Raw genomic sequence first — 26616 nt, forward strand, 5'->3', positions numbered from 1 at the left:
ATACGAAGATTGCAAATATAGTTAAAATAGCGCGTATATCAAAAAAAAGCCGCCCCAGGGATAGGGCGGCAGTCCATCTTAAGGGGAAAGCGATGGACTTCAATCAACCTAATCGTGCTCGAGAATAAATGCTTTGAATTTTTGCGCATCATCCTCGGTTTCCATAAAGCCACTGGCCATTATGGTATAATATTTTCCTTCTTTTGGCCTGAATTCCAGGCTCGTCAAAGAGGTGTTGCTCTCGTGATTTAGTATGTTGAGCCTATAGACCGCACTACTGTCGATGGCTGGAATATCACCAAATGGGGTGTTTTCCTTAAATTTTTTATTATTGGCCAATAAAGTGTCTATACTGCTCGCTTCTAAGTCCAATGAAAGAGAATCAGGACATAAATTAATAAACCTCACTTTTGAGTGGTTTTCTAAAGGCTGATCTCCGTATTCAAAATCCCGAACACCTAATAATTCGAGTGAGTCTACCCGATCTGTCGCAAAGATGGTATAACACATGCCAGCCTGAAGACTCCAATGCTTAATGTCTAGCGCTTTGTTATCTGCTGCCCGGTTTGTTTGAAACTGATAAGATCCCGGGTATAATAATTGATAAATGATACGGTTACCAAAGTTAAACGATTGATTATCTATTCTACTACCATTGATGCCCATTACAAGTGGTCCCGCATCGGGAGAAGCATGGACTATGGATACTAAGGTTCCGGGAATGCTTCCATGTTGCGCGTCATTATCTTTTAAACAAGCACTTAATGAAAGCAATAGGACGATAAAAAAAATGTATCGATAGTTGTTTTTAAATTTTTTAAATAAAAGGTGTATATTCATACATTCACACAAGCAACATTATTTACTAATATTTTTTATATAGCTAGTTGTTTAACGGTTTATTGGCAGAAAGTGCTACAGCGTTTGATATTTTTTTAAATAATGGAATGGTTCTTCGTCCGAAAAAATCCATAAGTTTGTACCAACGAATTATTATAGATTAATGTCTTTAAAAGGTAATCAGTTTAGATCCAGTGCGATGAGAAACGAAGCGAAAATTAAAAACTCGGCTTCTTCCAGATCGCCTCGCAAGGAAAAACCAAGTGAAGGAGGTTTGTTTTCAAAGAAAGTAAACTTTGAAACAAGTAAAGCGGTAAAAATTGCAGGACTGTTTTTTTTGGTGTTATCACTTTATTTTTTGATAGCTTTTACTTCTTATCTGTTTACATGGCAAAACGACCAAAGTTATGTTTCTGCAGCTAACGGTGGGTGGTCGACTTTGTTCAAGACACGTGAGGAATTGGAAATATTGGGCTTCAAGGAAGCAATGGTGGAGAATTGGCTCGGGAAATTGGGAGCATTATTAGCTCATCAGTTCATTTTTGAATGGTTTGGCATAGCTTCTTTTTTGTTTATTGGTGTTTTTTTTGTGATAGGCTATCGATTGTTGTTTAAAGTGAAATTATTGCCTTTAGATAAAACTTTTAGCTATGGTTTTTTTCTCTTGCTCTTTATTTCGGTTACCATTGGTTTCTTTCATGGTTTTATAACAGATTATCCTCATTTTCTTGAGGGATCATTTGGGTTTTGGTCGAATAGGATATTAGAAGCCCAAATTGGTTCGGCAGGCGTTGGTGGTTTATTATTATTTGTTGGCTTAACAGTATTGATAATTGCTTTTAATATTGATTTTAAGCTACCAGAACGGCAAAAGAAAGTAATGCTTCATGAAGAGGATGGAGAAGTTTTGGATTCGGAAGATGAAAAGATTCATATGGATGTAAAAGAACAGGATCAACAGACAGATTTTCATCGAAATCAATTGAAAAATGAAGAAAAAGCTATCGAGGAAGATGGACAAAGACTGTCGCAGAACTTAGCGGTCAAACCGAAAAGTGCAACCGAAGAGCCAGCTGAACCAGAGAAAGGCCCTTCTTTTGAGTTTGAAGCAATGCCATCGGAAGCGGAAGAACCGAAGAAAAGCACACCGTCGAACGCGGTAAAGGAGACGCCTAATCTAATGGTGGAGGAGGTTAAGGAAGAAAAGACATTAACGGCAGCGGATACCTTAGTGGAACAGTTTGGTCAGTACGATCCAAAATTAGATCTCTCGGGATACCAACACCCTCACCTCGATCTTTTACGAGATTATGGGTCGGGCAAGATTGTGGTTAATAACGAAGAATTAGAGGCTAATAAGGATAAAATTGTAGATACCTTAGCCAATTATAATATCGAAATTGATAAAATAAAGGCTACTATCGGTCCGACCGTTACGCTTTATGAAATTATACCAAAGCCGGGAGTAAGAATATCGAAGATAAAAAACTTAGAAGATGATATTGCGTTAAGTCTGGCTGCTTTGGGTATCCGTATTATTGCACCTATGCCAGGTAAAGGTACGATAGGTATTGAGGTGCCTAATACCAAACCTGAGATGGTTGCCATGCGTTCGGTTTTGGCTACTGAGAAGTTTCAACATACTGATATGGACCTGCCTATTGCCTTGGGTAAGACCATATCAAATGAGGTATATATTGCCGACCTGGCTAAAATGCCTCACTTATTGGTAGCTGGAGCTACCGGACAAGGTAAGTCTGTAGGTATTAACGCGATAATTACTTCATTACTTTATAAAAAGCATCCAGCAGAATTAAAGTTCGTGCTGGTAGATCCTAAAAAGGTAGAGTTGTCGCTATTTAAAACAATCGAACGCCATTTCCTGGCCAAATTACCGGGTGAGGAAGATGCCATTATAACAGACACCAAAAAGGTTATCAATACGCTTAATTCGCTATGCGTGGAGATGGATCAGCGCTATGATTTATTAAAAAATGCGCAGGTACGGAATTTAAGGGAGTATAATAACAAATTTATTAACAGAAGGTTGAACCCGGAAGATGGACATCGATTTATGCCGTTTATTGTGCTTATCGTGGATGAGTTTGCGGATTTAATGATGACGGCAGGAAAGGAAGTGGAGGCTCCTATCGCGCGCCTCGCCCAATTAGCCCGTGCCGTGGGTATCCACTTGGTTATTGCCACGCAAAGACCATCAGTGAATATCATCACTGGTACTATTAAAGCCAACTTTCCTGCACGGTTAGCCTTTAGGGTGCTATCAAAGGTTGATTCCCGGACAATTTTAGACTCGGGGGGTGCCGACCAACTGATAGGTAGGGGAGATATGCTACTTTCTACCGGGAGTGATCTGATCCGTATTCAATGTGCTTTTGTTGATACCCCAGAAGTAGAAGAAATATCGGAGTTTATTGGTGCACAACGTGGTTATGCTTCAGCATTTATGCTTCCTGAATACATTGATGAAAACGGAGAGGGTAGTGGTTTAGGGGACGTTGATCTTGTCAATGACCGCGATGCCCTGTTTGAAGACGCCGCTCGTTTGATTGTGTTGCATCAACAGGGTTCTACCTCATTGATTCAACGAAAATTAAAACTGGGCTATAACCGTGCTGGACGTATTATCGATCAGTTAGAGGCCGCGGGGATTGTAGGTCCTTTTGAAGGTAGCAAAGCCAGGGAAGTACTTTACCCGGATGAATATTCCTTGGAACAGTTTTTGGAGACTTTGGGTAAAAAGGATTTTTGATCTATTTGGATATGAATCCTCGAAGGATACTGCCTTTGTTAGGTACTTAACCATTGGATAAAAAAAATAAACAGATGAAACGTATAATCTCAGTTGTAACACTGGTTTCTTGTATTATGATGGCTTTTGCACAGCATGATCCTGAAGCGCAAAAATTATTAAACGCTGTCAGCAAAAAATACCAGTCGTATAGTACGGTGAAAATTGATTTTGCTATAAAAGGGACTAACCATCAACAGCAGGTAACGGTAAATGACAAGGGGGAATTGCTTTTAGAACCGAAATCAAATAGGTACCGTATTTCTATGCAGGATCAGGAAATGATTTCAGATGGTAAGGTACAATGGACGGTGTTAAAAGAAGAACAGGAAGTACAGTTAACTAATGTAAATAACGAAGAAGTAGAATCGTTAACACCAACAAATATTTTTACATTCTATAGAAAAGGTTTTAAATACGCCTCAGCTCAAGACGAAAAAGTTAACAACAAGACATTGAGTGTCATTGAACTTACACCAGAAGATAGTAAAAAACAGTTTTTTAAAGTTAGATTGAGAATTGATAAGGCCATTAGTCAGATTTACGATGCCACTGTTTTTGATAAGAGTGGAGCAAGGTATACCTATACCATCGTGAAATTAAACCCTAATCAACAATTTGCAGCGAAAACTTTTATATTTGACAAGGGCGACTATCCCGGAATGGAATTGGTAGATTTGAGATAATTACACTTCATAATGTTATCTAGAGGAATATTGGTAGTCAAAATAGTATATTTAACAATCACTAGAGCGTTTTAAAATTGTTGCCTTTTACACAAAATACGTTAGATAAACTGGAAGCCTTGTTTAAGCGTATGGGTTATAAAGTTCGCTATGAAAAAGGTAATTTTAGAACTGGTTCTTGCATGTTGCAAAGCAGCAAGGTTATTGTTGTAAATCGATTTTCTAATATTGAAGTGAAAATAAATTCTTTGCTTGATTTGCTAAAAACGATCGATCCAGATACTTCTAAGCTTGATGAAAAGCAGAAGCAATTTTATTATACAATAAAACAAACGCTTTGATAATTGAATTTTTAGGAACCGGAACATCTCAGGGGGTACCTGTAATTGCTTGTAATTGCCGTGTCTGTACGTCAGATGATGCCCGCAATAGACGTCTTCGCTCCTCAATTTTAATTCATGTACAAGGGAAAACGTTGGTGATAGATACTGGCCCTGACTTCCGCTATCAAATGTTAAGAGCAGAAGTAAAGCATTTGGATGCCGTTCTTTACACACATGCCCATAAAGACCATATTGCAGGTTTGGATGATGTGCGTGCATTCAATTATTTTCAAGGAACGGCGATAGACGTTTATGGAGATCATTTAGTGCAAGACGCATTGAAACGTGAGTTTTATTATATTTTTGCTCCACACAAATACCCTGGTATACCGCAAATTAACTTAAAGGATGTAGGTAATCAGCTCATTGCTATAGGAGACGCTCAAGTACAACCTATTGATGTTATGCACTACAAGTTACCCATCAAAGGCTATCGATTTGGAGATTTCACCTATCTAACAGATGTAAAAACGCTTCCTGATGCTTCCTTGGAAAAGGTACGGGGAACAAAAGTGTTGGTATTGAATGCTTTGCAAAAAGAACCACATATTTCTCATCTTACTTTGGACGAAGCTATTGCTTTGGCCAAACAAATTAATGCCGACCAAACTTATTTTACCCATATTAGTCACCGACTGGGGCTTCATCAAGAGGTGTTGACAGAACTGCCCAGCAATATGAGTTTAGCGTATGATGGTTTAGTGCTGGAAGTTTAAATTTCCACGGTTCTTTTTGCCAGGATATCTTCTAAAGCATCATCCCATAAACGGATACGCACAGATAAGGCCTCTTTTACTCCTGTTATGGCCTCGTCCCATTTGGCGTCCGAGTCGCCGCACAATTTGCTTGTCATTTCCAAGGCTAAATTGCTGTGATGGTCCCCATCTACTTCTATATGTCGTTCCAGATAGTATTTAAAAATACTGATACTTTTCGGGAATTGTGCATTTAGATCGTTTATAATAGCGATAAACATATCGGGGATCAGATCTTCTCTACTAAAAGTAAATACCGCTGATTGTACATGCGTTTTACTACTTCGGATAGTATCGAATGTATGCTTGATGAATAGGTTTGCAGCGTTGGGTATCTGCTTATCTTCGAGCGCTTCTTCCAGGTTTTTTCCTGCCTTTAATTGTTGTGCAAGAGCTAACATGCCTTTTCTATCAGCGCCGCTTTGTTCCATTGCTTCCAAATATAACTCATAATGACTTTTACGTCTTCCTTTATGGTCAATATCAGACTCTTCCCCCGTCACTATTTCATTAATGAGATATCGGGTATCTGCGTCACCTGTCGGAAACCAAGGTAGATCTACACAGGTTAAATTTCGTTGGAGAGCCTTAAGCAGCGACATGAAATCCCAAACCGCGTAGATGTGGTATTCCATAAAGATATTTAAATCGTCTATAGATTTAATAGCTTTGTATAATGGATGGTTAACTATTTGTTCCTTATAGGGTCGTATTGCTAGCTCTAATTTTAGCAGCTGCGTCTCTTGCATCATTTGATATTATATGTGTTTGAACAAAACTTTGCGAAGTTACTGGTGAAAATGGTTTTTTGGATAATGAATATGTCAAAAAAAATAATCTTTGATACATTTTTGGTGGTGCTGCTTCTTGGACACAAAGTTTTTTTCTTTTCTAAAAGAACGGTAAATGATGTATTTCTCTTATTTTTATTACCTGATGGTACTTTTGATAAGGAGAGACAAGCCTGTTGGTACATAAAAGTCTCATGCTAATGTTAAGGAGCTAATGTTAAAAATAAATAAATGAAATATATAGTTGCGGTAGATATAGGAACTTCAAGTACAAAGGCGATTGCTTTTGATTTATTTGGTAAAAGCTTGGTAGAATACCGCGTAACGTATCCTATTATATCTTCTGGACCAACCTATTGTGAGCAGGAGCCCGAATGTTTATTTGATGCTGTGGTGACATGTATAACACAGGTTTGCCTATTAATGAAACAAAGATTTTCAGTGACCTCTTTGTTAGGAGTAAGTTTCAGTAGTGCCATGCACGGCCTTATAGTGGTAGATCAAAAGGGAACACCTTTAACAAATTGTATTATCTGGGCTGATACAAGAAGTGAACCTTTTGCTGCTGACCTCAAAGCCAGCTCAATAGGACACGATATTTATATGAACACTGGAACGCCCATTCATGCGATGTCACCCCTTTGCAAAATAGGTTGGATGCAAGTCCATATGAAAGATACTTTTGATAGCGCACATAAATTTATTTCCATAAAGGAATACGTTTTCTTTAAATTGTTTGGACAATACGTGATTGACTTTTCAATAGCATCTGCAACCGGATTATTAGAAACACGTACACAGCGGTGGTACGCTCCTGCGCTTGAAGTTGCGGGGATTTCTCCGGAGCAACTTTCTACATTGGTTCCCATCACCCATATTTTACACGGGCTGGTTCCATATTATGCAGATCTCATGCAAATAGACGATAATGTTCCATTCATAGTAGGAGGGAGCGATGGCTGCTTGGCAAATTTAGGAGCAGGCGCTGTAACGGCTGGACTTGCTTCTGTTACCATAGGTACCAGTGGTGCTATCCGTCTCGTATCTGAGGAACCTTCTACGGATCCAAAAGGTCGTATTTTCAGTTATGTCATTTCCCCGGAAATTTTTGTTTTAGGTGGGGCTGTTAATAACGGAGGTAATATACTTCAATGGTTTCAAAATGGATTTATTTCCGATAATGAGCAGCCACTTAATATTACTATTCCTTTACTCACGGCAGAAGCGAGCACCATAAGCGCAGGGTCTGAAGGCCTTATTTTTCTGCCTTATTTAGCCGGAGAGCGTGCCCCTTATTGGGATGCAAAAGCTAAAGGAGTGTTTTTTGGAATACAGATGCATCATCGCAAGGCTCATTTCATTAGGGCAATTATGGAAGGAATCATTTTTGGTATGTATAGTATAGGAAAAGCGCTGGAAGAAACTGTTGGTGCGATTGACCTGCTTTTAGCAAGCGGAGGTTTTGCCCGTTCCGGTGTTTGGATACAAATGTTATCAGATATTTTCAATAAAAAAGTATGTGTCAAAAGGACGGTGGAAAGTTCAGCAATGGGAGCGGCAATTGTTGGGATGGAAGCATTACGTCTCATAGACGGCTTTAAGCTTTGGGACGAAAGTGATTTCCCTATTGCCGAGTTTTACCCCGATCAGGATAGACATCGAATTTACATGGAGAATTTTATTGTATTCGAACGCTTATATATCAAATTGAAAGATGAATTCTAATGAATAAGGCTTTTTTGCAGTTAACAACGTAATTAGATTAGATGGGCAGTTTTTACATTAGTATAACAGGCGACTTAAATATTTAGCGACTTAAATTTGTTATTGTCAATAAAAGTCGATTAATTTGATATACTTTGTATGAATTAAACTAGGAGGATATAATGAGTCTACAATTAGGTGATACCGCTCCCAATTTCCAAGCGGTTACAACAGAAGGAAATATCGATTTTTACGATTATGCAGGTAATAGCTGGGTGGTGCTTTATTCGCACCCATCGGATTATACCCCAGTGTGTACTACTGAATTAGGTAAAACGGCAGCTCTGAAAGAGGAGTTTGATAAGCGAAATGTGAAGGTGCTGGCGCTGAGCGTAGATGACATAGAAGATCATAAAGGCTGGGTTAAAGATATTAATGAGACTCAGCATGTTGAAGTTAATTTTCCGATTATCGCAGATAAGGACAGGAAGATTGCAGAGGCTTACGGAATGATTCACCCGAACGCTTCTGCGACAGCAACTGTAAGATCAGTATATATTATCGGACCAGATAAAAAAGTTAAATTAACTATTACATATCCAGCATCAACAGGGAGGAATTTCCAAGAGATTTTACGAGTGATTGATTCTTTACAGCTGACTGCTGACTATAGTGTTGCAACTCCGGCCGATTGGAAAGACGGGGAAGACGTTATTGTCGTGCCTGCGATAAAAACCGAAGATATACCCGCGAAATTTCCAAAGGGCTATACGGAGATAAAATCCTATTTACGCACCACGCCGCAGCCGAATAGGTAATGAGACGATAGTTTATTCACAATGTTCAGCTAATAATTGTTAACTGTTGCTTGTTCGTAAACGTTAAAATAGAAAAGCTAACAGCTAATATCTAAAAGCCGTTAGCTTTTTTTAATTTTTTATACAATAATTGAAATTTTAAAAATTTTATAGTAGGTTTGGTATTGTTTAAATAAACTTTGTTCCGTTTTGCGGCCAGTTGTTCGACTTTTTCTGTTGGTAGTTGATGCGGACCGTTTCTTTAAGCCCAGATTTATAGAATTAACTTTGTGACTCCTAAATTATGAATACTTCACAAGGGTATTAAGGTATAGGCTTCGCAATAAATTAGTACACAACAAATATTTTTATTAATGAAAACCGGAAAAGTTAAATGGTTTAATGCCCAAAAAGGATTTGGGTTTATCATTCAAGAGGATGGAACCGACATTTTTGTTCACTTTAAAGATGTGCATGGAGGGATTGATGCCATAAGAGATAATGATGATGTTGAGTTTGAAGTTGCTGATGGCAGAAAAGGTCAACAAGCAGTAAATGTAAAGAAAGTTTAATATATATATTATTTTTTCTTAGTCTTCAGAAACAGCCTAACTTATGTTAGGCTGTTTTGTAATAAGTACTATAAGTTTCCTCTTTTTTCCTGCTCGCGTTCGAGTGCTTCGAACAGCGCTTTGAAATTTCCTGCTCCAAAGCTCTGCGCTCCCTTTCTTTGAATAATTTCGAAGAATAGGGTAGGTCTATCCTGAAGAGGTTTAGTAAATATTTGTAACAGATACCCTTCTTCATCTTTGTCTACCAATATACCTAAAGCTTGTAATGATTCGATTTCCTCATCTATTTTACCAACCCGGCTTGGCAACATTTCATAATATGATGTGGGGGGAGGGCTTAGAAACTCAACACCATTTTCTTTTAATCGCTTCACCGTATATAAAATGTCTTTGGTTGCGAGTGCAGCGTGTTGTACACCTTCTCCTTCATAAAATTCCAGGTATTCTTCGATTTGTGATTTTTTAATACCCTCTGCCGGTTCGTTGATAGGAAATTTAACATAGCCATTCCCATTGCTCATTACCTTGCTCATCAACGCTGAATATTCCGTGTTGATTTGTTTGTCATCAAAAGACAGAATATTTACAAAGCCCATCACTTCTTCATACCATTTAACTGTTTCATTCATTCTATTCCAGCCTACGTTACCCACGCAGTGATCGATATATAGTAAACCGCTTTCAAATGGTTGATAATCGCTTTTCCATGGCGTAAATCCCGGCATAAAGGTCCCAGTATAATTTTTTCTTTCAACAAAGAGGTGTACGGTTTCTCCATAAGTATAAATTCCTGCTGTTTTTACTTCACCATATCCGTCTGTACGGGTTTCTAGTGCCTGATAGGATTTGGCACCTCTTTTTATCGTCTCTCCATATGATTTTTGGGCATCATCTACCCATAATGCTAACACTTTCACCCCGTCGCCATGTTTTCTGATATGATCGGATATTGGATGATCAGATCGAAGGGCTGATGTTAATACCAATCGTATTTTACCTTGTTTCAATACATAAGACACCCGGTCACGTACGCCAGTTTCCGGTCCGGCATAAGCCTCTGATTGAAAGCCAAATGCTGTTTTATAATAGTGTGCCGCTTGTTTGGCATTTCCTACATAAAACTCTATAAAGTCTGTTCCATTAATAGGTAAGAAGTCTTGCGCTTTTGCTATTTTCTCAGCAAATGTTGGTGTATTCATATCTTTTTTATCTTTATTATTTCACTTGCATGGTCTACCGTATGTCCAACCCATGTATCTAATGTTCGTTCCAGGATTTAAAGTATTTAGGGTCTTCGATTGCAATAGCTTCCGCGGTTAACATCAATGGTCGGAAAGGGTCTATCATAACGGCTAATTCTTTTGTTTTTTGCTGCCCAATGCTTTTTTCCACTGTTCCCGGATGTGGTCCGTGGGGTATTCCAGCTGGATGTAAGGTGATTTGTCCGCGAGATACCGATTTTCGGCTCATAAAATCACTGTCTACATAATACAGTACCTCATCTGAATCGACATTGCTATGATTATAGGGAGCAGGAATGGATTGGGGATGGTAGTCGTACATTCTCGGACAAAAACTGCATAAGACGAAGTTGTCGGCTTCAAAAGTTTGATGTACCGGGGGCGGTTGATGTAGTCGACCGGTAATTGGTTCAAAATCGTGAATAGAAAATGCCCAGGGATAATGGTAACCGTCCCAACCAACAAAATCAAATGGATGTGTTCCATAGACATAGGGGTATATATGGTCTTGCTTTTTTATGAAGACCTCAAAATCTCCCATTTCATCATGTGTTTCCAGATTCTGTGGCCTGCGAATATCCCGCTCACAATAGGGTGCATGCTCCATAAGTTGTCCAAATTCATTCCTATACCGTTTTGGTATACGTATTGGGCTGAACGATTCAACAATGAATAAACGATTTTCCGTATTATTAAAAACTAATTGATAAATAATTCCCCTAGGTATTATGAGGTAATCGCCATACGAAAATGGGATCTCACCGTAGCCGGTTTTTAATATGCCACTACCTTCATGTATGAAAATAATTTCGTCAGCTTGGCTGTTTTTATAAAAATAGCTATGCATGGATTGCTGAGGGGCCGCTAAAGAAATATAGAGATCATTATTAACCAGTACTGGTTTTCTGCTTTCTAGGTAATCTCCTGCTGGCTTTATTTCAAAACCTTTTAAGCTGGTATGTTTTAAATGTTTTTCGCGTGCTATTTTCGGAGCTATGGGTTGAGCCTCGCCAATATGTTTTACCATGGTAGGTGGATGGCAGTGATATACCAAAGAATACATACTGGAGAAACCATGGGTGGATACCAGTTCCTCCGCATAGAGTTTGCCATTGGGTTTCCGAAAAACAGTATGTCGTTTAGTAGGTATATTCCCTGCTTGATGATATATAGGCATAATGAATTAGTTTTTAGTGTTTAACTTGTCTAAAGGTGTAAAAATTGGTAAAGAAAACGTTTGTTAATGAAGCAAACTAATGAGCAAAAATGTTAGTATTGTGCAAATACAATCTTTGCCAGCAAAGCTCTTGTAAACAGTGATTTGCCGATGCTTTTATTGCCAGATAATATGTTTACAATGGTAAGCATACGCGAGGTTTTAATGGTTTTTACAAATTTAATAAAAATGGTGCTTAAAAAAGGTAGTTTATTGTAAAAATCATAGATTTGAAAAACAAACGACCAGCGAATATAAAAGTCTGATAAATGAAAATAGTTTCTTTTCTGCTTGATAAACATTATCGTATCGGCTTATATACTATAAATGGTATATATGATTTAAATGCATGTAATTATCAAATTATGGCTAATATGAACGATTTTTTGATGGGAGGAGAGCGAATGATGGATGCAGCCAGGCGCGTGGAAGAACAGATTCTTCAAGATCCGGCCCGCTTTCCAAGTGTAGACGTAGCGTGTCTATCAGCTCCTGTACCATACCCATCTTCAGTACGCGATGCTTACGCTTTCAGACAACATGTGCAAACTTCTAGGTCAAATCGTGGCTTGGACATGATTCCTGAATTTGATCAGTTTCCTGTGTTTTATTTTTCCAATCATCAGGCAGTTTATGGTCAGGGTGATATCTTTTGTATGCCAGATCATTTTCAAAAGCTGGATTTCGAGTTAGAAATAGCTGTTGTTTTAAATAAGAAAGGACGTAATATCAGTGCGCAGGATGCTGGGGAGCATATTGCCGGTTACATGATCATGAACGATTTTAGCGCTCGTTCTTTACAAATGGAAGAAATGAAGCTTAGTTTAGGGCCGGCAAAAGGGAAAGATTTTGCTACCACCTTTGGGCCTTGGCTCGTAACGCCAGATGAATTGGCACCCTATTTATTGGACACTCCTTTAGGACATGAAGGAGAGCTCTTTGATCTTCGTATGACCGCCGCGTTAAACGGAGAACAGATTTCGAACGGTAACATGTGTGATATGCAGTGGACCTTTGCCGAAATTATTGAACGTTGTTCTTATGGAGCAACACTTTTTCCTGGTGATATTATAGGTTCAGGAACTGTGGGAACGGGTTGTTTACTCGAAATTAATGGAACGGCCAAGCGTGCGAATCCGGATTATAAGGAACAGTGGTTATGTCCGAATGATACGGTAACCTTGGAGGTGACCGGATTGGGAGTCTTGACCAATACAATTGTGTCAGAAGATAATACTTTGCGAATATTCAAAAAAAAAGAATAAATAATGACGATAAAAACATTAACACCATCTTCAGTGGCGTTTGAACATATATTAAAACATGCTGTGGCTCCGCGGCCTATCTGTTTCGCAAGCACAATTGATAAGGAAGGAAATATAAATTTGAGCCCCTTTAGCTATTTTAATATTGTGAGTCATAATCCGGCGATCTGTGTTTTTTCTCCACTGAGACGCATGCGTGATGGTACAACTAAACACACATTGGAAAATATAAAAGAGGTGCCTGAAGTGGTTATCAATATTGTGAATTATAATTTAGTGCAACAACAGTCGCTAGCCAGTACAGAATATGGAAAAGGTATTGATGAATTCGTGAAAGCGGGGTTAACGCCGATACCTGCTACTATGATTAGACCACCAAGGGTAGCTGAATCACCAGTACAATTGGAGTGCAAGGTAAAGGATGTTATATCTTTTGGAGATACACCTGGAGCCGGTAATATGGTGTTGGCTGAAGTTCTTTTGATGCATATCAAGGAAGAAGTATTCGGCGAAGATGGTGAGATAGATCAAGCGAAGTTAGATTTGGTGGCAAGGCTTGGTGGTGATTGGTACTGCCGTGTTGACCGGCAAAATTTATTTGAAGTGGCAAAGCCTTTGAGAAAACTTGGAATTGGCGTCGATCAAGTTCCTCGACAGATTCGCCAATCGACCGTGTTAACAGGAAACCATTTGGGACAATTGGGAAATATAGAACAACTACCAAATGAGCAACAGGTAGACGCACTGAGACTTGAACCTGAGATTAGGGATTTATTGAACGCATTTATCGGCGACCGCGCGACCTTAGAAATTCATTTACATCGCAAGGCCGCTGAGCTACTAGACGTAGGAGATGTTGAAAAAGCCTGGAAAGTGTTACTGTTGTAAATAATTAATGAGTGGAATAGTTATTTCTTGCAGCTAGCTGTAAGCCATCGTGTATCAACTTGGATAACGTGGTTTCCTGAGTAGCTTTGGTGAGTAAATAATGTTTGATGTCATGAGCTATTTCGTGAAGCTCGTCATGTTTCAAAAGTAGTTCTAAAATTTCTAATGGACATAACCACTCTTTCGGATAGTGCGTTGACAATTTTTCCCAAATGACCGGTAGTTGATCAATAGGAGATTTATTTGTGCGGATATCTCTTACATGCTGATAAAGCTGATGGAGGGCTTGTGTTTCTTTTGAGTAATTAGGGGAAGGGATGATGGTTTGCGTCGGTATGATGGTTTCTTCATAAGCATTTTTATCGGCAGCGCCGCAAAAGACAGAAACGATCTTTTCACCAACCGCCATCTCATAATCACCCCATTCGGGCCTAAAATAGACCGCCTCATCCGTTATATTTCGAACAGTGCATTGGGATAAGGAAATCAATACTATCTTACCATACCTGTATAGTATGTTTTTAACTATACCAGACACCTTAATGCCCGAAGTAAACTCCAGCTGTACTTCTTGATTCTTTATAATGCCAGTAGATTGCAGTAACTCATCGGTAAAATCTTCCAACGAAATCTCATGATCCACGAGCTTGCCGACAGGTGAACCAAAACCACTGCTATGTCGTTCTTTTGCATGACCGTTAATTTGCTTATTATTGACTGCCAGTGCAGTTGGACCTTTAGTTTGCACATAAGTAAGGCTGTGCTGGTTGTTAGCACTTACAAATATTCCCGAGATCTGCAAACCGGAACTATAAACTACCGTACAAACATTCTTACATTCGATTGCTTTTTCTACACTTTCTTTTCCGCCAACCCTAAAAGCCATCGTATTGGCAAAATTATTAAGAACATCCAGCAGGTGTTCAAAACTTGGTGTTACAAACAATTGGGGTTGGGGCTTGGTAATATCATAAGGATAATTTACGGTATTCAAATTATATGGAAGTTTCTTTACATCAGCTCGCATGCACGATACACTTTCCCCAATGGATGAAAGCAGACCGGCACCATATATTTTGGGATTTTCCAATGTGCCTATCAAGCCGTATTCCACTGTCCACCAATGGAGTCTACTAAGCAACGCCATTTCGGAAGGTTCTCCCATATGCTGCTGTACGTCTATGAGATGGTCTTCAGCCTCTTTTATTTCCCGGTCGGTAGCATTTGCCTGTTCCTTTAAGATGGATAATTTCCTAATGGCCTCGTATTGCTGGAAATCTTTAAAGGAGAACATGGCTTTTGCCCCTACTTTGCCAAAGTAATTTAAGTATTCTGCGTATGCTTTTTCCGCTATAATCGGCGCGTGGCCAGACGACTCATGAATGATGTCGGGTGCCGGAGTATATGCAATATGTTCCAGTTGTCTGATATCCGCGGCTATGACCAATACATGATAGGCTTGAAACTCCATAAAGGTTACGGGTGGAATAAATCCATCAACCGTAACTGCTCCCCATCCAATTTGTTGAAGATGATCATTCATTTGCTGTAAATGAGGTATTTCCTCAATGCTTATACCTGCTTTCCGTAAACCTGGAATGTATGGGTAGTAGGCTACATCTTTCAGATAGCTATAATTTTGACGCATAACGTAACGCCAAACAGCCTGGTCGACGGGTGTGTAGCGCTCGTAATGTTGATCTACAACATATTGTTTTAAATGGTTGGGCAGCTGTTCTAATATAGGATTGCCGTAGGTGTTCATAAGCGCATTGGTTTATTGCACTAATTTAGCAATTTTTTCTATATTAATATTGTTTTGTTTGGTTGGAAATGTTTTGTACAGTTTAATATTCTGTTTATTGTTTGTTTGTGTGTTTGTTTATTCTGTATAGACTTCTGGGTTGACGACATGCGGTAATCTTTTCCCGTTCAGCGCAGCTATTACGTTTTCTGCCGCTAATTTTGCCATACCGTCTCTGGCTTCTTTTGTTGCAGAGCCAATATGGGGAAACACAGCAACGCTGGGCATCGACAATAATGGATTGTCGGCTTGCATCGGCTCAGGGTTCGTCACATCCAGTCCGGCACCCCAAATGGTTTGCTGTTTAAGTGCTTCAATCAAATCGTTCTCGTTGTGTACGCCCCCTCGGGATGCGTTAATAAACATTGCCGTTTTTTTCATTCGGCTAAAAGCATCTTTATTAAATTTGTCTTTCGTCTCGGGAGTAAGTGCTGAAAAAGCAGCCAATACGTCACTTTGTTCAAGAAGTTCTTCAAAAGTAACCTTACGAGCATCGAGTTCGTTTTCTGCTTTCTCATTATGTGATCGGTTGTGATAAATAATCGACATTTTAAAAGCCGCTTTTGCTTTCAATGCTAATTCAAAACCGATATTTCCTAAGCCAAATATACCTAATGTCTTTCCGGTTAATGACACGCCCAGATCATCTATGGGCTGACTGAACCCCCACTGGCCGTTTATAATTTTTTTGTGAAGATATAGTGCTTTTCGTGAAACCGTTAACATGAGTAGAAATGCTGTGTCGGCCGTGGCCTCACTTAATACATCTGGTGTGTTACCAATAGGGATTTTTAGATGTGTAGCTTCATCTACATCTACACGGTCGTATCCAACGGAGTGTAAGGATATCACTTTTAAATGTTTACATGCTTGGATGAACTTTTTGTCAAGTGGGCCCCATCCTGCAGATAGTAAAGCGTCGTGCTTGCTACAGCGCGCTATAAGTTCTTCCTGTGATAGCTCACGGTTTTCTGTATGTTGTTCAAAGGTGATTCCTGCGTCATTTAACAAATCGATACCCAGTTGGGGGATTATTCTATCAATAAATACGGTCATACATGAGAAAGTTTAAGCTTTTTACCAATAACAATAAAAATAGCCAGAGGTTTTGATAAAAAATGTACTAATGGGCAAAGCCGTAAAAAATGCTGAAGCAGATAATTCCTATCACAATTAAAGTTATACATACATATAGGTAATCTTTTTCAATAAAGAAAGCAATCAGTGAGAAGAATACTCTTAAAATGGGCGTAAGAAATAGAAGTATGATCCCTAGAAGTATAATGGCATCACCACTTCCTGAGAAAGTTCCGCTAATAGTCTCACTTATGAGTGCAAAAATTGTTTTATTTTGCTCGATAAACGTACCGTAGTGTACGGTTTCCTGTTCATGGTTAAAAAGGTAAATGATACCCCCCAGTACCGCTACGCTTAATGCGATCCATACGCCGTATCTTAACAAGTTGCCTATGATGTATTGTATATCACGGTCACGTATTTTACTTTCCATACTTATATATTACCAACTATTCCGTTATAGATCATATTAAAAGCCAATCCGATAATAATAAAAGCAAAAAACAATCGTAGATTTTTTGGATTCGCCTTTAATAGTATACGGGCTCCCGCCATTGCTCCCAATAATACCCCAATGACCACCGGCATGCAGATACCCGGTTCGATATAACCCCGCTGCAGATAAATAACAGCACTGGCTGTTGCCGTAACCCCCATCATAAAATTACTGGTAGTGGTGGAAACTTTAAACGGGATTTTCATAATATTGTCCATAGCGATCACTTTGAAAGCCCCTGAACCTATACCTAATAGGCCAGACAGCACGCCTGCTACGCTCATCATGGTGAACCCGCCGATTACATTTTTAGTACCATAAGAAGTGACGCCTATAGCGGTTGGATAAGTGTTGGGTAACTTTAATTTATTTGCCAAATTGCTGGATACTTCTACATGATGCTCTGATTTTTTTGTTAAAGAATTAATAGCGGAAAAGATAAGGGTGCAACCAAATAAGATTGCAATAAAACTGGTAGGAGCAACCGAAGCCAGTAGCGCACCGGCAATAGCACCGGCGGTAGTGGCTATTTCTAAAAACATTCCCAATCGCATATTGGTAATACCTTCCTTCACATAGGCCGCCGCCGACCCCGATGAAGTGGCAATTACCGATACCAGTGCCGTCCCGATAGCATAATGTATGTCAACTCCAAGTACTACCGTTAATAATGGAATGATAACTACCCCCCCTCCCAATCCTGTTAATGAACCTATTAAACCAGCGCAGCAAGCGCCCAGAAACATAATAAGCGTGAAAGTTAATACCGTCATCAAGCATTGATTTTGGCCCAAACTTAGATAAAATTTCTTTTATATGAACGTAATTCTTGACATATAAAAGAAATTTTATCGGTCTCTCCTGTGTCAATTAGGGGTCGTTTTACAGCGTAAATATAGCTCTTTATAGATTATATTCTGAACAATTAAGCGCAGAGGAGCAAAACGGCAGCAGCAGGGCTAATGTAACTGCCTAATTTATTGGTAGTAAGCGTGCAGACCACTAAAAAAATATTATTAAATTTATTTAAAGCTATCATATATAGGTAATTAGTGGATTATATAGATCTATTGCTGCTTTAATATAGACAGTTGTTCGTTAATAAATTTAACTTATGGCTTTTGCTGTGGAGACTGATAATAATTCTCCGCGAGAATTTTCGTTTATTATATATAATTACTATAATGCATAAAATAGAAACGCTATGGTGATGACACTAATATGTAAGTAATACATTGTATAGCGTTATTTACTATCTGCGTTAAAAAATGTTCAGTGAACCTGTATGAGCTAACGTTCTGGAGGGAATAAATAACTGAAGGGCTTTTTTGTGCGTTATTGAAAGAACAGCAACAGATAAAAAAGCAGCTCATGCAAGCTTCATTGCTATTACAGGAAAAATATAAGGAGGCGGCCTCATTGATGTCGTTATAAAACAATAGTCATATCAATAATTATTCTGATGAAAATATTACATACTGCTGATTGGCATATAGGAAAAAGATTAGACCGGTTTTCACGACTGGAAGAGCAAAAGGCGGTGCTTGACGAAATCATACAGGTAGCGGAAGATCATGAGATTGATGTAGTATTGGTGGCTGGCGATGTCTTTGATGCATATAATCCATCAACAGAATCAATAGAACTTTTATATAAAAGCTTGAAGTTGCTTACCAGCGGCGGAAAGCGTGCAGTAGTAGCTATTGCCGGGAACCACGACTCGCCTGACAGAATCGACGCGCCAGATTCCCTGGCTCGGGCCTGTGGAATTGTTTTCGCCGGGTACCCTCATGCTCACGTAGCAGTAGGGGAAGTGGGTAGCGGTATTTACGTGTCGCATAGCGAACCTGGTTACTTGGAATTAAAGCTTCCGAAATATGACTATCCGTTGCGTTTACTGCTTACACCCTATGCAAATGAGTATCGCATGAAGACCTATCTAGGAGCAAAGAATGAAGAAGATGAGTTACGTTTACTTTTAGAACAACACTGGCGCCAGTTGGCGGATAAGTATTGTGATGCAGCAGGTGTAAATATATTAATGGCCCATCTTTTCATGATGAAAAAAGGAGAACCTCGACCAGAGGAACCGGCAGACGAAAAACCTATACTGCATATCGGTGGCGCCCAGGCTATTTATAGTGAAAACCTACCTGAGCAGCTTCAGTACGTAGCCTTGGGTCATCTTCATCGCTATCAGGAAATAGATAAGGCACGTATGCCCATTGTATATAGCAGTAGCCTGTTGAGCTATAGTTTTGCAGAGGCCGGACAACAAAAATATACCGTATTGGTTGATGTAGAACCAGGTAGAGCTGCGAAATTTGAGCGTTTGGCCATTAGTGCTGGTAAACCTTTGTATAGAAAGCGATTTGAGACATCCGAGACCGCAATAGCATGGTTAAGTCAACATCTAGATGCGTGGGTGGAACTTACTATGGTTAGTGATGATTTTATGCGAGCGGAAGAGCGTAGGCTGTTATTACAGACCCATGGAGGTATTGTGGCCATCATTCCTGAAGTACGAAACGGACAAACATTTACGAAGGAGGGTGAAGTTATTGACCTCAGTCAAAGTGTAGATGAGTTATTTAAGCAATATTTTGCACATAGAACTGGACAACAGCCCAATCCGGAAATTTTAGCCTTATTTAAGGAAGTTAGAGCAGAACAAATTGAAGAATGATACCTATTTCATTAACCATTAAAGGGCTTTTTTCTTACCAGAAAGAGCAAACGATTAATTTTGATCGACTAATAGAAGGACAGCTATTTGGAATATTCGGAACTGTGGGTTCGGGAAAATCATCTATATTGGAAGCGATATCTTTTGCGCTATATGGCGAAACAGAAAGGCTAAATACCAGAGATGATAGAAACTATAATATGATGAATCTGAAATCGGATGAGCTGTTGATTGATTTCGTTTTTGACAATTTTGATGAAAAGAGATACCGATTTGTAGTAAAAGGGAAGAGGCATGGGAAAAAGTTTGATAAGGTAAACACTTTCGATCGGGCGGCTTATGTATGGACGGGAGAAGTGTGGCAACCACTTGCCCAGGTTAACGCTGAGCATGTTTTAAGATTAAGCTACGATAATTTTCGAAGAACCATTATTATCCCCCAAGGTAAGTTTCAGGAATTTCTTCAACTTACGGATAAATCGCGTACAGACATGTTGAGAGATATTTTTCAACTGGATAAGTATGAGTTTTTCCATCAAGCTGCGTCTTTGGAGAAAAAAAATAATGCTTCACTGCAGCTATTGCAGGGCAAACTGAGTTCTTTTGATTCGGTTACAGCAGAAGGCATTACAATGGGAGAAGAACATTTACGTTTGTTACAAACAAAGCTGGATGAATTAAAAACAAGCTTATCTACCCACGAGTCCAAACTTAAAGAGCAAGAGACGTTAAAGCAATTGTTTAGAGAGTTAGCTGATACTGAAGAGGTTTACCGTGATATGGAGGCAAAATCAATTGAGTATAACCGACAAAAAGATAAATTAGCCGACTACGAATATTGCGAACGATATTTTAAAGCTGATTTAATGCGGATGGACGAATTGGTTCATGGAATCAATAAAAGAAAAGAGAGTTTATTGGAGTATGAACATAAGCTTAAAATATGTGACACACAGCTTATGGAGCTGCAGCAGGAGTTTGTAACCTTGTCAACGAAATACCATAATTTGGACAAATTGAAAGACAAGCGCAGCGATTACGAAAAAGGGATATCCATTACCGAAATAACTGAAGCCTTAGCAAAATTGAACGACCGTATTAAAAAAGGAAAACATTTTGTAAATACGGCCCAAAAGGAGAAGTTAAACTATGAAAAAACTATTTTTCAGCTAAGAGAAAGGCTTAAGAATAAAAGAGTTGAAAAACCTGATGTATCTCAGCTTGCAGATGTAAAGACCTGGTTTCAGCGACGCGAGCATTTGGAAAAGAATAAGGAAGAGCAGACAAGAGACTTAGACCGCTTAACAGAGGAAATAAAAGTGACGGATATTGCCATAAATGAACTCTTTTCGAGCGCGGACTTGTCTGGTGAAGCGTGGTCAAAAGAAGGACTTCAAGAAAAGATTGCAGGTTTTGAAAAACAGCTGGAAGAGAAAACTACGGTTATCACTCATTTGCAGCTTCAGATGAAGTTGAGCGATTTCACTGCTGCCTTGCATAGAGGCGAAGCTTGTCCGCTCTGTGGGGCAGTTGATCATCCTAATATTTTGCGATTAGATAATGTCCAGTCTCAACTGGTAGCGGCGGATCAGGAATTTGATGATTTAAAAATGATATTGCAAAAAAGTCTGTCGAATGCGCGCGAGTTCGACGTGCTCGAAATCAAGAAAACAGATCTTTTAAAAAGACAGCAAGAAGCGCAAGAGAAGCAGGATGCCACCAGCATACATTTACAGGAACATTTAGATGCCTTTGTTTGGTCGGCCTATGATAAACATGATGCGGCCTCTGTTGATAGACAATTGGAGGCATATAAACGGTTAGATGTAGAAATAACGGCTATTGAACAGGAGATAAATGAAAGTGAAGTTGCGCTGAAAAAAGCAGAGGCAGATCGTGATGCATATGATGCGGCCGTTAAAAAGATTGAGCATGAACATCAAGCAAAATCGGGCAGTTTAGAACTGTTGGTTAAACAGCTTAAATTATTAAAGCTGGAGGATTTAGCCAACAGTAGTATAGTGGATATGGAACAAAAGATAACCGATATACATGCTGAAATCGATGGTATCATAGAGCGTCATGAGTTTTTACAGCGCCAACTACAAGAGCAACAACAGCTGAAGGTGACATTTGAAACTAGGCTTAGCAACGTTGTTGACAATATGGAAGCAGAAAAGGAGCGTCTTGATTTTGTGCAAGAGAAAGTGGAATCTAATCTTTATAATTCTAAGTTTACTTATATAGAAGAGGTTAAAACACTGCTGGGTTCTGATATAGTGACAGATGATCTGAGAAAGAATATCGAAAGATTTTTTCAACAGTTATTCAACTTAAAGGAACAGCTTCATAAACTCCAAACGCAAGTCGAAGGCAAGTCATTTGATCAGGAAAAGTTTTCAGCATATGAAGAGGCCCTTGATGCGGTTAAAAAAGAAGTAGTAGCGGTACACGAGCGGTATGTAGCAGATCGAGCTAATCAAGAGCGTTTATTAAAACTGCTGACGGAAAAGCAATCTTTACAGAAGGATTTGCAAAAACTTCAGGAGCGAGCTGAAAGTCTTCATATTTTGAAGAATTTGTTTAAAGGTAGTGCCTTTGTGAGTTATCTCTCATCAGTCTATTTACAACAATTATGCGATGCAGCAAACAAGCGGTTTTACCAGCTCACCCAGCAACAACTTAAATTAGAAATTAACGAAAGGAATGAATTTCAAGTGAGAGACTATTTAAACGATGGGAAAGTACGTTTAGCAAAAACCTTGTCAGGCGGACAAATATTTCAGGCATCGCTTTCACTGGCGTTGGCGTTGGCAGAATCTGTTCAGCAACAGCATAAGTCGAAACAAAATTTCTTCTTCCTGGATGAAGGCTTTGGTTCCCTGGACAGTGCATCCTTATCAATAGCTTTTGATACATTAAAATCCTTAAGGAAAGAAAACCGCGTCGTAGGCATCATTTCCCATGTAGAGGACCTGCAACAGGAAATCGATGTGTTTTTGAAAGTAGAGAATAATCCCTTTACAGGCACACAGATCAAAGGCAACTGGGAGTTATAGCATTTTCGGAGTAATCTTTTATTGTTTACTAAATGCTATTTTTAGTCCTAATGTAATAAATACAAGTCCCGAAATTTTACTAAACCACTTGTGAAATGAAGTGTGTTTTTTTAGTTTATGGGTAACCGTTGAAGCTCCTAAAGCTAGTAAGGTGAACCATATTAAGGTTATTACAACTGTTACAGTGCCTAATAATATGAAGGGCAGGGGATTATTAATTTGAGCTGAATCGATAAATTGAGGAAAGAAAGCAAGAAAAAACAGGGCTACTTTTGGGTTAAAAAGATTGGTAATGATAGCCGAGGTGTAAATCTTTTTTAATGATTCATTTTTGTAACCTTTTATCTTTTGGGCAGAAGATTCTTTTTCGAATACTTTATTTACTCCCAAATAAAGTAGATAAATCGCGCCAGCAAATTTTAAAATGGTGAACGCTATGGCCGATTGTGCTAAGATTACAGATAGACCAAATGTGGCTAGACAAATATGAATACACAATCCGGTAACGATACCCAGTGTTGAATAAACACCGGCTGCTTTACCCTGTTGTACAGATCTGTTTAAAATGTAGAACGTATCTACACCCGGAGTTACCGTAAATACCATCATGGTAATTAGGAAAGCTTGTAAATGTATAACCCCCATAAATAGTTATATATATTAACGGAAAAAATTGGTAGCAGCCGCAAATATAGAAAGCTTTGGCTGGAAGTACAACATTAGGTTCTAGATATCAACCCACTTTTGGCAATATACTTGGGCAATAACATCGCTATGATCTTTTCAAGTGGAGCTAATATATCCCATAGCCTTCGATTAGTGTCTTTTTCTTTTTCACCACAATCGATTATTTGGGAGCTTTTACTGACTCGCTTTAGCACCTTGTTATTGTATAGCTTTAGTAGATGGCTGATTTTCAGCATATAGTATTCGATATATACATGGCCCCAGATCTCTAAGACAAACGATTGGTCGGCAATGATTAGTGGGGTTCCAAAAATATCTAAATAGTCAGTTTTAATCATTTGCACCAACCAGCGCGTACGTTTTTCTATATTCTGGTTTAGAAATTGCCAAAAATAAATATCGTTTTTTATACGGATAATTTGTTTTTCGAAAGTTACATTAATATGCAATTCATGGTGATAATAGGTTTTGTCCATGCTTACAGTAAGTGCTTATCCGGATCAAAGGTACCGACAAAATCCATATTTAAAAAGAAGATATTACTTGCTATCAGCTTTGAATAAATTTTTTGTGTAATTTATAAAGGATTAAACTCAAATTATCTTTGGCTCCTGTTTTATGTATCAGGTTTTGGCGTAAGTCCTCAATATTTTTTTTGGTAGTAAAAAGACGGAAGGCAATTTCTTTATTGGCATAACCCGAAAGCATGAGATCTAGTACATCGTCTTCTTTCTGTGATAACGTAAGGTTTGTATTCAATGAGCTGATATAATCTTCGAAATCACTCAATTTATTGAATAACTTCATGGTTAACGACGGATCAATGTACTTTTTACCTTGTGAAATGTACTTTATAGCAAAAAGTAGTTCATCTTTTTGTACATTTTCAGTGATGTATGCACTCACTCCGGAATTGATTGCTTTAATGGCAGGTTGTATGCCATTATCCTCATCAAGTATAGCAATTTTTAAGTTCGGAGCACTATCTTTAAGTGTCTGCACAAACCTTTTATCTATCGGTATCTCGGGATCGGCTCCCCAGATCAATATGTCTACCCCCGTTAAGTGGCCATTTAACGTTTCAGTGCAATTAAATGAATAGTTTACTTCAAAGCCATGTTGTTGCAAAATAGCTTTAATACCATCTCTACGTATAAGGCTATTATCTGCAATAGCTAGTCTAATTTTCATATGGTTGTTGTCCAATTTTGGAGTTTAAACATATTGACTTTAACATTTTTACCAATAAGGCAACGTTCAGTTAAATTTTTGCGGCTAAAGTCCTGACAACAACAAATTTAAGATTAAGAAAAAATACATATACGTATAAATACGCTATTGCAGCCTCGGTAAATACGTTAATTGATTCAGGTGATCGGAAAAAAGGAGGAAGTTTACGCTAACTAAGCAGACCGTTTTGAAAGGCAAATCTTATCAACGCCGCTGTATTTCTGACATTTGTTTTTTCCAGTAAACTTTGCCGATATCCTTCAACCGTACGTTTACTGGTAAATAGCTGCTCGGCTATTTCTTGATTAGTGAATCCCTCGGCAGTCAAACCCAGCACCTCCATTTCTCTATCATTTAATTGTAATGAAGTGGCTTCACTATTTGGTGTTTTTTTCGATACTTTTATTGCTTGTTTTAGTAACCTCATACTTATTTCAGAACAGATATAGTATTCTCCGTTCGCGGTATGCCTTATGGCAAATAACAATTCATCCCTACTAACATTTTTAATTAAATAAGCATTTGCACCAGCCTCCATGGCTTGTGCCACATATTTTTCATGATCCATCATAGACAGGACAATGATTTGGACGTGAGGATAACTTTCCTTTATTTTTTTAGTAAGCGTTATTCCATCTGTTTTAGGCATATTGATATCCATGATAATGACGTCTATTGGCTGCCCCTTCTCAATAAAAGTTATCAATTCTTCCTGTTGGTCGGTTTCCCCTATCACCGTAATATCAGCCTCTATTTCTAAAAGTGTTCGAATACCTTGTCGCACGATGTGGTGATCATCAACTAAAATGATATTTATCATGTTTTATTATTTACCAGTACACCATAAAAATAAAATACTATATGTAATTAGTGTTAAGATTTTCGTGTTATTTCAAACTTCCAATAATTGGAATGGGAATTTTTGTCCCGATTTTTTCAAAATTGGAAGCGCTACATTGAACACCCTTACACCTCCAGACGTTACCCCATTTAGTTGGCCTGCATGCGCATGTCCGTGGAATGCGGCATATACTTTTCTCCTATGCAAAGGGTCTGCCAGTCTAGAAGATCCCAAAAAAGGAAAGATCTGCTCCGGTTCGCCAATTACAGTTTCTTTTATAGGGGCATAATGTAACAGCGCAATTTTTACAATTCCCGGGTTATCTTGTTCTAACCTAGCCAGCGCTCTATCAAGCAGTAATGACTGGTCTACTGCCTCCTGTACGTAATTTTTCATGGCATCTTCTCCAAACATAGACAACATATACTTATCAAAACCTCCACCGAACCCCTTTGTTCCGGCAAAACCGATATCCTCAATCACAATGGCTTCTCCATCTAATATTGTCATGCTGTTTTCGTGCAGTACTTGTCGAATAAGTTTTTGCCGTCCTTTTTCATAGTCGTGATTCCCGAGTACTCCTATAACTGGGATGGTGCACGATTTCAGTTCCTCGGCCAACACTTGCGCTTCTTCTTCGTCGCCCGTATCTGTAAGATCTCCACAGATCAGTAGAATGTCGGCCTTTTTCGATATATGGGAAAAGTAGTCGGCCCAACGACCTTTATCGCCTATTCGAGTATGGATATCTGCAATTGCTGCGATATTTATTTTAGTTTTCTTTGCCAT

Annotated in this window: 24 protein-coding genes; 11 read left to right on the plus strand and 13 right to left on the minus strand. The window is 38.7% G+C overall.

The window, feature by feature from the left end:
* Positions 1-108: 108 nt before the first annotated feature.
* On the minus strand, positions 109-840 hold the full coding sequence (locus tag H8S90_RS16225) for a DUF4397 domain-containing protein (RefSeq protein ID WP_187338896.1): 732 nt from the start codon (positions 838-840) through the stop codon (positions 109-111).
* A 199-nt stretch (positions 841-1039) separates the two neighbouring features.
* Between H8S90_RS16225 and H8S90_RS16230 the strand changes: the two genes are divergently transcribed.
* The 4 genes from H8S90_RS16230 to H8S90_RS16245 all read left to right on the plus strand — a co-directional run bounded on the left by H8S90_RS16230 (position 1040) and on the right by H8S90_RS16245 (position 5434).
* Entirely contained in the window at positions 1040-3610 is a 2571-nt protein-coding gene (locus tag H8S90_RS16230) for a DNA translocase FtsK 4TM domain-containing protein (RefSeq protein WP_370525650.1), read from the plus strand.
* A gap of 74 nt (positions 3611-3684) precedes the next feature.
* Positions 3685-4335, plus strand: a complete 651-nt coding sequence (locus H8S90_RS16235; RefSeq protein ID WP_187338898.1) for an outer membrane lipoprotein carrier protein LolA — start codon at positions 3685-3687, stop codon at positions 4333-4335.
* A 131-nt stretch (positions 4336-4466) separates the two neighbouring features.
* The gene (locus H8S90_RS16240; protein ID WP_370525651.1) at positions 4467-4676 is read left to right on the plus strand and encodes a hypothetical protein; all 210 of its coding nucleotides are present in this window, start codon (positions 4467-4469) and stop codon (positions 4674-4676) included.
* Positions 4673-5434 carry an MBL fold metallo-hydrolase gene (locus H8S90_RS16245; RefSeq protein ID WP_187338900.1) on the plus strand — a complete coding sequence of 254 codons (762 nt, stop codon included), beginning with the start codon at positions 4673-4675 and terminating at the stop codon, positions 5432-5434. The genes H8S90_RS16240 and H8S90_RS16245 overlap by 4 nt, the downstream gene beginning before the upstream one ends.
* On the opposite strand, the gene H8S90_RS16250 is transcribed toward H8S90_RS16245, so the two are convergent.
* Positions 5431-6225: a DUF3050 domain-containing protein gene (locus tag H8S90_RS16250; protein ID WP_370525652.1), complete on the minus strand. Its 795-nt coding sequence runs from the start codon at positions 6223-6225 to the stop codon at positions 5431-5433. The genes H8S90_RS16245 and H8S90_RS16250 overlap by 4 nt on opposite strands.
* Before the next feature lie 270 nt (positions 6226-6495).
* Here H8S90_RS16250 and H8S90_RS16255 point away from each other — a divergent pair, with 270 nt between their 5' ends.
* The 3 genes from H8S90_RS16255 to H8S90_RS16265 all read left to right on the plus strand — a co-directional run bounded on the left by H8S90_RS16255 (position 6496) and on the right by H8S90_RS16265 (position 9337).
* Entirely contained in the window at positions 6496-7989 is a 1494-nt protein-coding gene (locus tag H8S90_RS16255) for a gluconokinase (RefSeq protein WP_187338901.1), read from the plus strand.
* Between the two features lie 161 nt (positions 7990-8150).
* Entirely contained in the window at positions 8151-8786 is a 636-nt protein-coding gene (locus H8S90_RS16260; protein ID WP_187338902.1) for a peroxiredoxin, read from the plus strand.
* A gap of 353 nt (positions 8787-9139) precedes the next feature.
* Positions 9140-9337 (plus strand): cold-shock protein, encoded by a 198-nt coding sequence (locus tag H8S90_RS16265; RefSeq protein WP_187338903.1) that lies wholly within the window; start codon positions 9140-9142, stop codon positions 9335-9337.
* A 68-nt stretch (positions 9338-9405) separates the two neighbouring features.
* Here H8S90_RS16265 and hppD read toward each other — a convergent pair whose 3' ends face one another.
* Positions 9406-10536 carry a 4-hydroxyphenylpyruvate dioxygenase gene (gene hppD / locus H8S90_RS16270; RefSeq protein ID WP_187338904.1) on the minus strand — a complete coding sequence of 377 codons (1131 nt, stop codon included), beginning with the start codon at positions 10534-10536 and terminating at the stop codon, positions 9406-9408.
* A 58-nt stretch (positions 10537-10594) separates the two neighbouring features.
* Complete coding sequence (locus H8S90_RS16275; RefSeq protein WP_187338905.1) at positions 10595-11755, minus strand: homogentisate 1,2-dioxygenase; 1161 nt, start codon at positions 11753-11755, stop codon at positions 10595-10597.
* Between the two features lie 308 nt (positions 11756-12063).
* On the opposite strand from H8S90_RS16275, the gene H8S90_RS16280 reads away from it, so the two are divergent.
* Together H8S90_RS16280 and H8S90_RS16285 are read left to right on the plus strand one after the other, a co-directional pair.
* Positions 12064-13059 (plus strand): fumarylacetoacetate hydrolase family protein, encoded by a 996-nt coding sequence (locus H8S90_RS16280; protein WP_187338906.1) that lies wholly within the window; start codon positions 12064-12066, stop codon positions 13057-13059.
* A 3-nt stretch (positions 13060-13062) separates the two neighbouring features.
* Entirely contained in the window at positions 13063-13947 is an 885-nt protein-coding gene (locus H8S90_RS16285) for a flavin reductase family protein (protein ID WP_187338907.1), read from the plus strand.
* Positions 13948-13951: 4 nt separating this feature from the next.
* Here H8S90_RS16285 and H8S90_RS16290 read toward each other — a convergent pair whose 3' ends face one another.
* The 4 genes from H8S90_RS16290 to H8S90_RS16305 form a co-directional block, all read right to left on the minus strand.
* Entirely contained in the window at positions 13952-15712 is a 1761-nt protein-coding gene (locus H8S90_RS16290; protein WP_187338908.1) for an aromatic amino acid hydroxylase, read from the minus strand.
* 117 nt (positions 15713-15829) lie between these two features.
* Positions 15830-16807: a D-glycerate dehydrogenase gene (locus tag H8S90_RS16295; protein WP_187338909.1), complete on the minus strand. Its 978-nt coding sequence runs from the start codon at positions 16805-16807 to the stop codon at positions 15830-15832.
* Positions 16808-16874: 67 nt separating this feature from the next.
* Positions 16875-17261 (minus strand): DUF1634 domain-containing protein, encoded by a 387-nt coding sequence (locus H8S90_RS16300; protein WP_187338910.1) that lies wholly within the window; start codon positions 17259-17261, stop codon positions 16875-16877.
* 2 nt (positions 17262-17263) lie between these two features.
* Positions 17264-18097 carry a sulfite exporter TauE/SafE family protein gene (locus H8S90_RS16305; protein ID WP_187338911.1) on the minus strand — a complete coding sequence of 278 codons (834 nt, stop codon included), beginning with the start codon at positions 18095-18097 and terminating at the stop codon, positions 17264-17266.
* A gap of 689 nt (positions 18098-18786) precedes the next feature.
* Between H8S90_RS16305 and H8S90_RS16310 the strand changes: the two genes are divergently transcribed.
* Together H8S90_RS16310 and H8S90_RS16315 are read left to right on the plus strand one after the other, a co-directional pair.
* A complete protein-coding gene (locus H8S90_RS16310) occupies positions 18787-20010 on the plus strand; it encodes an exonuclease subunit SbcD (protein ID WP_187338912.1) in 1224 nt (407 codons plus the stop codon).
* On the plus strand, positions 20007-23069 hold the full coding sequence (locus tag H8S90_RS16315; RefSeq protein WP_187338913.1) for an SbcC/MukB-like Walker B domain-containing protein: 3063 nt from the start codon (positions 20007-20009) through the stop codon (positions 23067-23069). Before H8S90_RS16310 ends, H8S90_RS16315 begins: the two co-directional genes overlap by 4 nt.
* A gap of 18 nt (positions 23070-23087) precedes the next feature.
* Here H8S90_RS16315 and H8S90_RS16320 read toward each other — a convergent pair whose 3' ends face one another.
* The 5 genes from H8S90_RS16320 to H8S90_RS16340 all read right to left on the minus strand — a co-directional run bounded on the left by H8S90_RS16320 (position 23088) and on the right by H8S90_RS16340 (position 26616).
* The gene (locus H8S90_RS16320) at positions 23088-23714 is read right to left on the minus strand and encodes a LysE family translocator (RefSeq protein WP_187338914.1); all 627 of its coding nucleotides are present in this window, start codon (positions 23712-23714) and stop codon (positions 23088-23090) included.
* A 74-nt stretch (positions 23715-23788) separates the two neighbouring features.
* The gene (locus H8S90_RS16325) at positions 23789-24232 is read right to left on the minus strand and encodes a hypothetical protein (RefSeq protein ID WP_187338915.1); all 444 of its coding nucleotides are present in this window, start codon (positions 24230-24232) and stop codon (positions 23789-23791) included.
* 73 nt (positions 24233-24305) lie between these two features.
* Complete coding sequence (locus H8S90_RS16330; protein WP_187338916.1) at positions 24306-24947, minus strand: response regulator transcription factor; 642 nt, start codon at positions 24945-24947, stop codon at positions 24306-24308.
* A 208-nt stretch (positions 24948-25155) separates the two neighbouring features.
* Positions 25156-25806, minus strand: coding sequence for a response regulator transcription factor (locus H8S90_RS16335; RefSeq protein ID WP_187338917.1), 651 nt, complete (start codon positions 25804-25806; stop codon positions 25156-25158).
* A gap of 72 nt (positions 25807-25878) precedes the next feature.
* On the minus strand, positions 25879-26616 hold the full coding sequence (locus H8S90_RS16340; RefSeq protein WP_187338918.1) for a metallophosphoesterase: 738 nt from the start codon (positions 26614-26616) through the stop codon (positions 25879-25881).

The organism is Olivibacter sp. SDN3 (genome assembly GCF_014334135.1).
In the GTDB taxonomy this organism is placed as follows: domain Bacteria; phylum Bacteroidota; class Bacteroidia; order Sphingobacteriales; family Sphingobacteriaceae; genus Olivibacter.

Coding starts and splice junctions, on each gene's coding strand:
- H8S90_RS16225 (WP_187338896.1), bottom strand. CDS start 840: ATGAATATACACCTTTTATTTAAAAAATTTAAAAACAACTATCGATAC.
- H8S90_RS16230 (WP_370525650.1), top strand. CDS start 1,040: ATGAGAAACGAAGCGAAAATTAAAAACTCGGCTTCTTCCAGATCGCCT.
- H8S90_RS16235 (WP_187338898.1), top strand. CDS start 3,685: ATGAAACGTATAATCTCAGTTGTAACACTGGTTTCTTGTATTATGATG.
- H8S90_RS16240 (WP_370525651.1), top strand. CDS start 4,467: ATGGGTTATAAAGTTCGCTATGAAAAAGGTAATTTTAGAACTGGTTCT.
- H8S90_RS16250 (WP_370525652.1), bottom strand. CDS start 6,225: ATGATGCAAGAGACGCAGCTGCTAAAATTAGAGCTAGCAATACGACCC.
- H8S90_RS16255 (WP_187338901.1), top strand. CDS start 6,496: ATGAAATATATAGTTGCGGTAGATATAGGAACTTCAAGTACAAAGGCG.
- H8S90_RS16260 (WP_187338902.1), top strand. CDS start 8,151: ATGAGTCTACAATTAGGTGATACCGCTCCCAATTTCCAAGCGGTTACA.
- H8S90_RS16265 (WP_187338903.1), top strand. CDS start 9,140: ATGAAAACCGGAAAAGTTAAATGGTTTAATGCCCAAAAAGGATTTGGG.
- hppD (WP_187338904.1), bottom strand. CDS start 10,536: ATGAATACACCAACATTTGCTGAGAAAATAGCAAAAGCGCAAGACTTC.
- H8S90_RS16275 (WP_187338905.1), bottom strand. CDS start 11,755: ATGCCTATATATCATCAAGCAGGGAATATACCTACTAAACGACATACT.
- H8S90_RS16280 (WP_187338906.1), top strand. CDS start 12,064: ATGAAAATAGTTTCTTTTCTGCTTGATAAACATTATCGTATCGGCTTA.
- H8S90_RS16285 (WP_187338907.1), top strand. CDS start 13,063: ATGACGATAAAAACATTAACACCATCTTCAGTGGCGTTTGAACATATA.
- H8S90_RS16290 (WP_187338908.1), bottom strand. CDS start 15,712: ATGAACACCTACGGCAATCCTATATTAGAACAGCTGCCCAACCATTTA.
- H8S90_RS16295 (WP_187338909.1), bottom strand. CDS start 16,807: ATGACCGTATTTATTGATAGAATAATCCCCCAACTGGGTATCGATTTG.
- H8S90_RS16300 (WP_187338910.1), bottom strand. CDS start 17,261: ATGGAAAGTAAAATACGTGACCGTGATATACAATACATCATAGGCAAC.
- H8S90_RS16305 (WP_187338911.1), bottom strand. CDS start 18,097: ATGACGGTATTAACTTTCACGCTTATTATGTTTCTGGGCGCTTGCTGC.
- H8S90_RS16310 (WP_187338912.1), top strand. CDS start 18,787: ATGAAAATATTACATACTGCTGATTGGCATATAGGAAAAAGATTAGAC.
- H8S90_RS16315 (WP_187338913.1), top strand. CDS start 20,007: ATGATACCTATTTCATTAACCATTAAAGGGCTTTTTTCTTACCAGAAA.
- H8S90_RS16320 (WP_187338914.1), bottom strand. CDS start 23,714: ATGGGGGTTATACATTTACAAGCTTTCCTAATTACCATGATGGTATTT.
- H8S90_RS16325 (WP_187338915.1), bottom strand. CDS start 24,232: ATGGACAAAACCTATTATCACCATGAATTGCATATTAATGTAACTTTC.
- H8S90_RS16330 (WP_187338916.1), bottom strand. CDS start 24,947: ATGAAAATTAGACTAGCTATTGCAGATAATAGCCTTATACGTAGAGAT.
- H8S90_RS16335 (WP_187338917.1), bottom strand. CDS start 25,806: ATGATAAATATCATTTTAGTTGATGATCACCACATCGTGCGACAAGGT.
- H8S90_RS16340 (WP_187338918.1), bottom strand. CDS start 26,616: ATGGCAAAGAAAACTAAAATAAATATCGCAGCAATTGCAGATATCCAT.